The 11,844-nt window shown below is 42.1% G+C and carries 7 protein-coding genes; all 7 read right to left on the bottom strand.

Features of this window, described 5'->3' with window-relative positions; genetic code table 11:
* Window positions 1–42 precede the first annotated feature (42 nt).
* The 7 genes from lpdA to sdhC all read right to left on the bottom strand — a co-directional run bounded on the left by lpdA (window position 43) and on the right by sdhC (window position 11,041).
* Window positions 43–1,494 carry a dihydrolipoyl dehydrogenase gene (gene lpdA / locus EPB74_RS03455; protein WP_274902783.1) on the bottom strand — a complete coding sequence of 484 codons (1,452 nt, stop codon included), beginning with the start codon at window positions 1,492–1,494 and terminating at the stop codon, window positions 43–45.
* Between the two features lie 260 nt (window positions 1,495–1,754).
* Window positions 1,755–2,993 (bottom strand): 2-oxoglutarate dehydrogenase complex dihydrolipoyllysine-residue succinyltransferase, encoded by a 1,239-nt coding sequence (gene odhB / locus EPB74_RS03450; protein ID WP_079690603.1) that lies wholly within the window; start codon window positions 2,991–2,993, stop codon window positions 1,755–1,757.
* Window positions 2,994–3,149: 156 nt separating this feature from the next.
* Entirely contained in the window at window positions 3,150–6,035 is a 2,886-nt protein-coding gene (locus tag EPB74_RS03445; protein ID WP_274902781.1) for a 2-oxoglutarate dehydrogenase E1 component, read from the bottom strand.
* Window positions 6,036–7,070: 1,035 nt separating this feature from the next.
* A complete protein-coding gene (locus EPB74_RS03440; RefSeq protein ID WP_089555730.1) occupies window positions 7,071–7,781 on the bottom strand; it encodes a succinate dehydrogenase iron-sulfur subunit in 711 nt (236 codons plus the stop codon).
* Between the two features lie 191 nt (window positions 7,782–7,972).
* Window positions 7,973–9,823 carry a succinate dehydrogenase flavoprotein subunit gene (gene sdhA / locus EPB74_RS03435; RefSeq protein ID WP_079690600.1) on the bottom strand — a complete coding sequence of 617 codons (1,851 nt, stop codon included), beginning with the start codon at window positions 9,821–9,823 and terminating at the stop codon, window positions 7,973–7,975.
* 424 nt (window positions 9,824–10,247) lie between these two features.
* Window positions 10,248–10,634: a succinate dehydrogenase, hydrophobic membrane anchor protein gene (sdhD, locus tag EPB74_RS03430; protein ID WP_227516758.1), complete on the bottom strand. Its 387-nt coding sequence runs from the start codon at window positions 10,632–10,634 to the stop codon at window positions 10,248–10,250.
* A 20-nt stretch (window positions 10,635–10,654) separates the two neighbouring features.
* Window positions 10,655–11,041, bottom strand: coding sequence for a succinate dehydrogenase, cytochrome b556 subunit (gene sdhC / locus EPB74_RS03425; RefSeq protein WP_079690599.1), 387 nt, complete (start codon window positions 11,039–11,041; stop codon window positions 10,655–10,657).
* Window positions 11,042–11,844 lie beyond the last annotated feature (803 nt).

Here is an 11,844-nt window from a genome sequence, read left to right as displayed (position 1 = left end):
ACTTAAAATATCGTTACTTAAAATATTTTCAGCTTTTCAAATTTACTTACGCTTTTTACGCTGGATAGCGTGAATAGCGCGACCATCTGCCGATAAAGCTGCCTCGTGAACTGCTTCAGATATCGTTGGATGTGCAAAAGTCATCAGTTGCAGATCTTCAATACTAGAAACAAATTCCATCGCAATCATACCTTGATGGACGATATCGCCAGCACCAGCAGAGATGGCGTGCATACCTAATAGACGATCTGTTTTAGCATCAGCGACAACTTTAATAGAACCTTGCGCTTCGCTTTGAGCAAGCGCACGGCCGTTAGCAGCTAGGTTAAATGAACCGGTTTTAACTTCATAACCGGCAGCTTCAGCTTCTTGTTCAGTTAAGCCAACCCATGCAATTTCAGGATGGGTATAGATAACATTGATAATAGTGTCATAGTTAACTTGGGCTTTTTCGCCATGAATACGCTCAACAGCCATCATGCCCTCTTCCATTGCTTTATGAGCAAGCATAGGACCGCGGACTAGATCACCGATCGCATAGACACCATCAAGATTGGTTTTACACTGGTCATTGACATCGATAAGACCACGTTCGGTCAAAGCAATACCACTGTTTTCACCCAGTAACTTTTCAGAATAAGCACGGCGACCGACACAAACGATGAGTTTATCGAAGCTTTCTTCGCTAGACTCGCCTTTAGTTTCACTAGTAACAATAACTTGATCGCCTTTTACTTCAGCATTGGTCACTTTGGTATCGACACGGATATCAAGACCTTGCTTTTTCAGCATTTTACCAGCTTCTTTAGCGATGTCTTTGTCAGCTGCTGCTAAGAAGCTAGGTAATGCTTCATAGACGACCACTTCAGCGCCCAGACGACGCCATACAGAACCAAGCTCAAGACCGATAACACCGGCGCCGATTACGCCTAAACGCTTAGGTACGGCAGTGAAATCAAGCGCGCCGGTAGAGTCAACGATACGATCGCCATCAGTCTTAGCAACTGGGATATCAATAGGAACTGAACCTGCCGCAAGAATGACATTTTTTGCAGTAATAGTCGTTTCTGCTTCGTCAGCAAGCGCGGTAAATTTAACTTTTTTATCAGCGCCCTTACCGTCTTCTAACGTGCCCCAGCCTTGTAGCCAGTCAACGCCATTGCCTTTTAATAACGCTGCAACACCGCCCGTCAATTGCTTAACGATGCCTTCTTTACGAGCTATCATTTGCTCGATATCGATAGCGACGTCGCCGGTGCTGATGCCATGCTCAGCAAGATCATGCTTAGTAGCTTCATAGCGATGCGAGCTATCAAGTAACGCTTTTGATGGGATACAACCAACGTTTAAGCAAGTACCACCAAGTGCTGGCTCACCTTTATAGACGCGCTTTTCGATACAAGCTACGCTCATACCAAGCTGTCCTGCACGGATTGCGGCTTCATAACCACCAGGTCCGCCGCCGATGACGACTAAATCATAACTGTCTTTCATAATACGTTCCTATTTCTAATTTTAGGTATCATATAAGCCAATTTCATCTCGTTAGTAAACAATCGACATATCTATTCGATAACCAATACGATATCTAAGTGTTAGATAGTAGATGCATTTAAAAAGACGATAAAGATGGCTGCTAAATGTTCTTAGCTTGTTGCTCATAAGATAGAACTGAAAAAGCTAAGAGGCACTAAAAGATAATCTAGACAAAGTTAAAAAGCTTGTATCAGCAGAACTGATACAAGCTTAAGAGCTTAGAGGTCTAGTAATAACATGGCTGGATCTTCAACCAATTCTTTGATAGTTACTAAGAACTGTACAGCTTCTTTGCCATCAATCATACGATGGTCATAAGATAGAGCAAGGTACATCATCGGTAAAATTTCAACTTTACCATCGACTGCCATTGGGCGATCATTGATCGCATGCATACCTAGGATAGCAGTCTGTGGTGGATTCAAGATAGGCGTTGACATTAATGAGCCAAACACACCACCGTTTGAGATAGTGAATGTACCACCAGTCATGTCTTCCAGACCAAGCTTACCTTTTTGGGCAAGACCACCTAGCTCACGGATTTTGCTTTCGACATCCGCCATGCTCATGCGATCGGTATCACGCAATACAGGAACGACTAAGCCGCGATCTGATGATACCGCAACACCGATATCATAAAAACCATGATAAACAATGTCATCGCCATCTAGTGAAGCATTTACTGCTGGGAAGCGTTTAAGTGCTTCGGTCGCCGCTTTCACAAACAATGACATGAAGCCTAGACGTACACCATGACGTTTTTCGAACTGGTCTTTATACTTAGCACGCATATCCATCAACGGCTTCATATTAACTTCGTTGAACGTCGTTAGCATCGCTGTTTCTTGTGATGCTGATAACAAACGCTCAGCAACACGCTTACGAAGGCGCGTCATTGGAACACGTTTTTCAGTACGCTCGCCAGTTGATTCAGCAACAGGACGACCACTATCAGATTTGATAGAGCTGTCTGCTTTTAGCGTTGGGTTCGACATATCAGTTTTAGTAACACGACCGCCGCGACCACTACCTTCGACATCTTTAGGATCTACGCCGCTTTCTTTTGCTGCTTTACGTACTGCAGGGCTTTGATCTTTATGGTCGGCTTCATCTTTTTTATCGGTAACTTGTACTGGCTCGCCGCCATCTGTCGCTTGCTTCAATTGTACCGGTGCTGCTGGTTGATCTGGATCGACTGCTGGCGCAGCAGCATCCGCGCTGGCACCTGCTTCAAATTCAGCAATGAGCTCGTCAGACAAAACCGTGTCGTCTACTTGCTTAACGATTCTAGTAACCACACCATTGTCTGGCGCAACCACTTCTAATACAACTTTGTCAGTCTCGATTTCAGCTAATAGGTCATCACGGTTAACTTGTTGGCCTTCAGTGACGTGCCACTCAACGATTGTGCCATCGGCAACTGATTCTGGAAAAACGGGGGCTTTGATATCAGCCATCGATATACTCCTTAGATTTGGATATTACTATTTATAATTAAGTCGTGATAGGCAGTCAGTACCTTTTTAAAGTCTATTACTTAGATTCTTTTACAAAGTACTGACTGTTATCGCCTGATGCATTTATTTTATATAATCTGTTATTTAAACAATCTACTATTTAGACAGCTCATCTACACTGATACCAAGACCACCAGCGATCAAATTCTGTTGCTGTTGGATGTGTAGTTTTGCAGAACCTGTTGCAGGTGCCGCACTAGCAGGACGCGCTACCGGCTCCATCACTTTTGCCTTGGTTGGATGCGGTACTACGATACGGAACATATGCGGTGCTAAATAATACCAAGCACCTTGGTTAAGAGGTTCTTCTTGTGTCCAAACAATTTCTTTTAGATTGCTATATTTTTCAATTTCAGCAATTAAACGCTTTTCTGGTAATGGATAAAGCTGCTCGATACGGACGATTGCAACATGATCTAAACCTAATGCACGACGCTGTTCTAGTAAGTCATAATAAACTTTACCACCACATAGCACCATGCGAGTCACGTTGTCCGCATTTTGCTGATCCATCTCTGGCAATACGGTTTCGAACTTACCATTAGCCAATTCTTCAAGGTTTGATGTGGCAAGTTTATGACGCAGCAAACTTTTCGGCGACATAACGATTAACGGTTTGCGAATTGGGCGCACCGCTTGACGACGTAACGCATGATAAATCTGCGCAGGAGTCGTCGGCGTAATGACTTGCATGTTGTCTTCAGCACATAGCTGTAAGAAGCGCTCAAGACGAGCAGATGAATGCTCAGGACCTTGACCTTCAAAGCCATGTGGCAATAGCATGGTTAGACCGCAAACACGCTGCCATTTAGTCTCACCACTTGAGATAAATTGGTCAATAACAACTTGGGCACCGTTGACGAAATCACCAAACTGCGCTTCCCATACGACGAGTGCATTTGGCACTGTGGTCGCATAACCATACTCAAAAGCCAATACCGCTTCTTCTGATAACAATGAGTTATAAGTCGCAAAACGGGCTTGTGTTTCACTCATGTGAGCAAGTGGCACATACATGCTGCCATCTTCAATGTTATATAGCTCACTATGACGATGTGAGAAGGTACCACGGCCTACATCTTCACCAGTAATACGTACCAACACTTTATCGTTGTCGACTAGTGACGCGTATGCTAATGTCTCGGCAGCACCCCAGTTTAAAGGCTCTTCGCCCGTTTGCATAGCTAAGCGTTGTTCGACAACTTTTTGTACTTGGCGTTGTAGCTTATAGCCTTCAGGCATCTCCGCCATACGGCGACCATAACCTTTTAGCACTTCGATATCGACGCTAGTATCCCAATCATCGACCAAGTCATGACCAAGATAAGGTTTCCAATCGACGAATAACTCTTCGTTAGGCTCGCTTACCAATGAGTTGGCAACATATTCACCGCGGTCTAAAGATTCACGATATTCATCTTCGTAGCGTTTTTCATCTTCTTGGCTAAGCAGACCTTCTTCAATAAGCTTTTGCGCATAGATAGTACGAGTGGTTGGTAGCTTCTTAATCACTGCATACATCAGTGGCTGGGTCGCTGAAGGCTCATCGGCCTCGTTGTGACCATTGCGACGATAGCAAAAGAGATCAATGATGATATCTTTATCAAACTCGTGGCGATAATCTAATGCCAATTGTGCCGCAAATACGACAGACTCAGGGTCATCGCCGTTTACATGTAAAATTGGCGCATGAACCATTTTTGCTACATCGGTACAATATTCGGTTGAGCGTGCATCTTCTTGACGACTGGTAGTAAAACCAACTTGGTTATTAATAACAATATGTACTGTACCACCCGTGGTATAAGCGCGGGTTTGTGACATTTGGAAGGTTTCTTGCACCACCCCTTGACCAGCAAATGCGGCATCACCATGAATGACGATTGGTAATACTGAATTACCCGTCTTATTTTCATGAAGTGGCTGATCGTTACGACGTACTTGACGCGCGCGTACAGAGCCTTGTAATACTGGAGCAACGATTTCAAGATGCGATGGGTTAAACGCTAATGCTAAATGTGTCTCGCCACCTGGAGTCATCACGTTTGACGAAAAACCATTATGATATTTAACGTCGCCTGAGCCTTTTTCTGGCTGAACTTTGCCATCAAATTCGTCAAACAAATCCGCTGGATTTTTACCTAGGATATTTACCAGTAGGTTTAAGCGTCCACGGTGAGCCATACCAATAACCATCTCTTTAGTGCCATAACCGCCAGCACGTTGGATGATTTCGTTAATAGCAGGAATAAAGCTTTCGCCGCCCTCTAGACCGAAACGCTTCACGCCCGTATATTTACGAGCAAGATACTTCTCTAAACCTTCTGCTGCGGTCAGGCGCTCAAGAATAGATAAACGCTTTTCTGTATCAAATTTGATATACCCTAGATTGCTCTCGAGATATTTTTCCATCCAGCGCTTTTCTGTGCTGGTGGTCACGTGCATATACTCTATGCCAATATAACGGCAGTAGACGCGCTCCATGATTTCAATAATCTCACGTAGCGTTGCTTCATTCTTACCAATATTTAAATCATTGGTAGGAAATACCGTATCGAGATCTGCTTCAGAAAGATTGTGATAAGCAAGGGTTAGGTCTTCTATTTCCGCGCGTGGATTTAGATTTAATGGATCAAGCTTAGCATGGCGATGACCACGGCGACGATAGGCAGAGATCAGCTGCTGTACACCCATTTTTTTAGGGCTGCCAACATTGTCTGACTTACCAGTAGCTGAGTTACTCGCTTCAACGCTGACCTTGTTAGCCGTCTGATTGCGCGCTAGCAACAAGAACTGGTCTTTAATGGCATTGTGCTGCTCATCATTTGGCGACTTGTATTGTTCAAAATATTCTTGCCAATCTGTATCGACGCTACTAGGATCGTCTAGATATTGCTCATAGAGCGCTTCAATATAATTGACATTATCAGCGGCCAGTTCAGTTTGGTCTACGCTCACTGCTTCTTTAGTTATACTATTCATAATAATCGTCTATTTGATAGATAAATGAATGGAATCGTGCTTATTATTGTTTAATCGGTTGTATGCTAGCTATTTAATACTATTATTTAAAAATTGACCGTTACAACCGCTGCATAGTCTTTTACAGAAATGATCGAATCATGACTTTTTAAGGTTAAACGCTCATTAATTTTAATTGCCATTTAACGATAAAAATCATAATTACAATACCGAGACTATTATTATAATTATTTGTGAACGTCCAGTTTTCTCATATGGCTCGTTTCACAACATTAATTTATATATAATCCTCTCAGCTATAACCAAATCATTAACCATAAGGTTTGAACCGAACGTTTTTTCTTTCAGCTGGCCTATTTATTGGCTATTTCTGCTGAAACAACGTTCTACGGTAGCTTTTTGAAGATTATTACGCTAAATACATATTGCCGTATAGCGTAACATGCCTACTTTATAGGCCATAGTTTGTTTGTTCAATACTAGGTATTTAGGTAATGAATATTGATTATCATTTTTAGCGACTTATAAGTGGTCTGTATCAATTCATACAGACACTTTTTATAGGTATTTTTTATCGCCGTGTTACTTATATAAGTGACTTGTAGAATATAAGTTACTTGTATAAGTCACTTATATAAGTAACAGTCATTCTCAGTCCTACTATCATACATATTCTACGATTGTTATTTATGTCCATGATATTAGGCTGACTACGCATTTTTTCTACGTTTATGGGTTTTCTTTTTCAATTATATAGACAGACGGACCATATAGCAGGTCTTCTTACATATGACCAACGTATTGTTAATACGGCCTTACTTCCAATAACTTATTTTATCATTCTCTCTCAAGCATTAATCCCCAACTGTTCATGTCTTCATGTTTTGACAATGACTGTCGTTTATGAAAAAAACTAGCTTTTGAGTTGGTAAAGTTGTTAATACTTAGGTTTTTTGACTAATAAAAAACACCACCTAAGACAAGGTGGTGTTTTTTATAGCGCTATTATAAAGCTAATTGACCAAAAAAGGTATATTAACCTGCTTGATCGATCAACAAATTACGCAGATGACCAATAGCTTTGGTTGGATTCAAGCCTTTTGGACATACTGATACACAGTTCATAATACCGCGGCAACGGAATAAGCTGAATGGATCGTCTAAACGAGCCAGACGAGCACGCGTGTCCGTATCGCGGCTATCAGAAACGAAACGATTGGCATTTAGAAGTGCTGCTGGACCTAAGAACTTATCAGGGTTCCACCAGAATGATGGGCAGCTGGTTGAACAGCAAGCACATAAAATACACTCATATAGACCATTTAACTTGTCACGCTGCTCAGGTGACTGCAAACGCTCTGTTGCTGGCGCTGGCTGGTCATTGATCAAGAACGGGTGTATTTTTTCATATTGCTCGTAGAATTGGTTCATGTCGACAACCAAATCACGAACCACTGGCAAACCTGGTAATGGGCGAACCGTTACTTTTTCAGGCAGAGTATTCATGTTGATTAGACATGCCAGACCGTTTTTACCGTTAATATTCATGCCATCAGAACCACAGATGCCTTCACGGCATGAGCGACGGAAGGTGAGGGTTTCATCTTCCTTTTTTAGGCGTAATAATACGTCAAGCAACATACGATCTGAGTCTAGTAACTCAATCGTATAAGTTTGCATGCGTGGCGCTGCGTCCAGATCAGGATCGTAGCGATAAATCTCGATGGTGCGAGTACCTCGGCTCATAATGCTAAACTCCACACGTCGGTGATGGCGAGCGTACAAGGCTTGCAACCTAAAGATTGCAATATATCAGCGCTAATACTTCTTAGTCATAGCGCTGATATCAGCTCGTAGCTGGCGGTCACCTTTTTAATAAATTAATAAGGGATAAACATTTATGCTGTTCGTATAAATCAAGCGCACGCAGTCTAGAATTAATAGACTCGGACTTTTGGCTCGATATAATCAACGGTCAATGGTATTTTACGAACTGGCTTATAGATAACTTTATTACCTTCAGAATACCATAAGGTATGCTTCATCCAATCGTTATCGTTACGGCCATTTGGTGCATATTCATCATCTTCAGGACGGTCATAATCAGAGACACTGTGCGCGCCGCGGCTTTCATGACGTTTAGCGGCCGATATCATCGTCGCTTTCGCCACTTCATAAAGGTTTGCCACTTCAAACGCTTCAATACGGGCAGTGTTAAAGACTTGTGATTTATCAGCCAAATGGATTTGGTCAATCTTGTCCCCTAGCGCTAGGATTTTTGCAACGCCTTCGTCCATCATGGCTTGCGTACGGAATACACTCGCATGCGTTTGCATGGTCGCACGAATCTCATCAGCCACATCTTGCGCATTATAGCCTTCAGTCGACTGTTGCAGCTTGTCTAAACGACCCACGGTATAATCAAGCACGCGAGGATCAAGTGGTTTATAGTTATGGTCAGCATGATGGAACTCATCAACGATATGCTTACCGGCAGCGCGACCAAACACTAGTAAATCTAGTAGTGAGTTGGTACCTAAACGGTTAGCACCGTGCACACTAACACAAGCACATTCACCGATGGCATAAAGACCTTTAACGACGTTGCCCTTTGCGTATAGACCATCTTCATCAGTGCCCGCTTCTAGATCCGGTACAATCACTTGACCATGAATCGTGGTTGGAATACCACCCATCATATAGTGAATGGTTGGGATAACTGGAATCGGCTCTTTTGTGATATCGACGTTGGCAAAGTTTTTACCAATTTCAAATACTGATGGCAGACGCTTCATGATGGTTTCAACGCCTAAATGCGTCATATCCATCACGATATGGTCAGCATTTGGACCACAACCACGACCTTCTTTAATTTCTTGGTCCATAGAACGTGATACTAAATCACGTGGCGCCAAGTCTTTAACGGTTGGCGCATAACGCTCCATGAATGCTTCGCCATCTTTATTACGTAAGATCGCCCCTTCACCACGACAACCTTCAGTCAATAGCACGCCTGCGCCATGAACGCCAGTTGGGTGGAACTGCCAGAACTCCATATCTTGCAATGGAATACCGGCGCGTACTGCCATGCCGATACCGTCACCAGTATTGATATAAGCGTTGGTAGAGGCAGCAAAGATACGACCAGCACCGCCTGTTGCTAATACCGTAATCGGTGATTGGAATACCGCAACCGTACCTGTTTCTTGTTCAATCGCAATCACGCCATTGATATTACCGGCGTCATCTTTGATCAAATCAAGGGCAATCCACTCGATAAAGAACTCAGTACCTTGCTGTAGATTTTTCTGATATAACGTATGTAATAGTGCGTGACCAGTACGGTCAGCAGCAGCACAAGCACGTTGTACGGCCTTTTCGCCATAGTTTGAAGTATGACCACCAAACGGACGTTGATAAATCGTGCCATCCTCATTACGGTCAAATGGCATACCCATGTGCTCAAGCTCGTATACCACTTTTGGTGCTTCACGGCACATATACTCAATCGCGTCTTGGTCACCTAACCAATCTGACCCTTTAACGGTGTCATAAAAGTGAAAGTGCCAGTTATCATTACTCATATTACCCAAACTTGCGCCAATACCACCTTGCGCTGCAACGGTGTGCGAACGGGTTGGGAATACTTTGGTAAGGACTGCAACCTTCATGCCCGCTTCGGCTAAATGCAATGAAGCACGCATACCTGAGCCGCCACCACCAACGATGACCGCGTCATAGTTCAGGGTTTTAATATTGCTAATGGTATTATCTTGTCTAGTTGCCATTACGGTTTTCCTAATGCCTGTTAATGCTTAGAAGTAAATAAAAAGGTTGTTGTATCAATTATCGTATGACAAGGTTGAATAAATTTTTACTTCAATCCTGCTTACTTTCATCAACTTGCTTGCTATCATCAAATAGCAAGCAAACAACCTTCAACCACTCAATTTGCATATCTATCTTTATATTGGGTCCACTCACTGACTAAACCATGATGCATCTATTATATAAGTGACTGGTTAAGTCAGTGGTGTCCAACGCTATGATTGGCTATGACTATTTTTGGCTACTAACGGACTTTTCTAAGACAAATCAACTGTTTTAAAACAATCTAACCGTTAATAAATCTCTCAGATCAACCCGCTCTTATTGATAACTATTAAATAAACAACTATCAAATAAATAAGTATCGAAATTCATGACTAGTGGTTAAACAGCAACAACACCGAAGCCATTACCCCAAAAAATCATGATGCCCCAAAATAGAAAAACTAAAATAGCGATAATCATTAATGACTGTAGTACCAAACGCAGTCCTGCTGCGCTTGAGCCCAGTTTTCCAGTTGTAATATAATCGGTAAAAACTGTCCACATCCCAACCCAAGCATGACCCGCTAGCGCTAAAACAGCAAGCAAGCTAAACAGACGCATAGGCAAACTGGTCATAAATTGTGACCATTCAACGAAGCTCACATCACCATGAGTTAAAAAGAAGCCCAGTAATACCACGCTGTATACGGCTAAAATGACCGCACTGATACGCTGGATAATCCAATCGCGTGTGCCTGATCCTGTCAGACCCGTTGCGCTTTTGATTCCTGAATCATTTTTTATCATTAGAACATCACCCATACAAATGACGCGACAATTAAGATTGCTGCAATTACAAAGCTAATCATAGAAGCGGCACGGCCAGATTTTAGCTCTTCGTTCATGCCCATATCAGCAAATAAATGCTTGATACCCATCACAAAGTGATAAGCGATAGCGGCGACAAAAATCCACGCCAAAAAGCGAACGAGAACATTGTCAAACACGGTTTCAAAACTCTCAGGCGACGCCAAAGAATTCTGCAATAACCACAACATGACAGGGATAAGTAGAAATAAAACAATGCCAGATATACGATGCAAGATTGAAGCAATTGCAATCGGTGAGCGGTTCACGCTAATCACTTGGCTTAAGGGCAGGTCAATAGGTCGGTTGCTTTTCACAGCGGGCATCCTTTTTGCGGTTATGTCTGGTAGTTACTTATGATTTAGCAATCGTCTGCCAAATACACTGAGCACCACACAAGACGAATAAAGTAAGGAAGGGCTAGCTGACGTCGTTTAATTTGCACTAAATTTGAAAGCTGGACATGGGTTATACGGTCTTTATAGACGGTGTAACATAGCTCGTTAAATGGATACACCCTTTCAACAACACTCTTTTTACTTACTTTTTGACAGTAAGAGCGAAGCATGGGGTAAATCGATTAACTATTCTATTTTTACTGGTTGCCATTAACAAAAAAAGATAACGCCGTTGTGTCATCTCTATATTATCATTTTTTTGTTAAGGTAAACTTCACTGTCGACTATTTAAAAATAGAACAGTTAACAAGAATATTCAAGCGATAAGCTAAGTTTGGTCTATAAACTGACTGTCCAATCGTAACAAAGTATGAGCAAAGCAGAGCTTTCCCCGTTATTTATTAAAATGACTTATCAATTTGCGCAAAGCTAGTGCCAGTTAAATCCCTACAATTATAAAATGACTGAGCCCTAATTACAAATTTATCCCCTGAATAGTGGTTATTAGAGATTAATTAACAAAAAACTGGCTATTTGCAATATGAATTCATTAGTATTACTCAGGCTTGATGAGTTATAAACCCAAATGAATTTGTCGGTCACTCATACTCTGTCTGTTTCATCGTATGTGAGATGAAGTATTGGCGCTGATTATCTAGCTGAAAACGCTTTACTATTACAATGTTAATGAGAATCATTACATGATGATAAATAAGCTTGTTTACAGCCAG

Origin of the sequence: Psychrobacter sp. DAB_AL62B (genome assembly GCF_028895345.1) — a bacterium.
Lineage (GTDB): Bacteria > Pseudomonadota > Gammaproteobacteria > Pseudomonadales > Moraxellaceae > Psychrobacter.
The sequence above is the reverse complement of the archived record's forward strand: the minus strand, read 5'-3'. Positions and strand labels throughout refer to the sequence as shown.

Coding starts and splice junctions, on each gene's coding strand:
- odhB (WP_079690603.1), bottom strand. CDS start 2,993: ATGGCTGATATCAAAGCCCCCGTTTTTCCAGAATCAGTTGCCGATGGC.
- EPB74_RS03445 (WP_274902781.1), bottom strand. CDS start 6,035: ATGAATAGTATAACTAAAGAAGCAGTGAGCGTAGACCAAACTGAACTG.
- lpdA (WP_274902783.1), bottom strand. CDS start 1,494: ATGAAAGACAGTTATGATTTAGTCGTCATCGGCGGCGGACCTGGTGGT.
- sdhA (WP_079690600.1), bottom strand. CDS start 9,823: ATGGCAACTAGACAAGATAATACCATTAGCAATATTAAAACCCTGAAC.
- EPB74_RS03440 (WP_089555730.1), bottom strand. CDS start 7,781: ATGAGCCGAGGTACTCGCACCATCGAGATTTATCGCTACGATCCTGAT.
- sdhC (WP_079690599.1), bottom strand. CDS start 11,041: ATGCCCGCTGTGAAAAGCAACCGACCTATTGACCTGCCCTTAAGCCAA.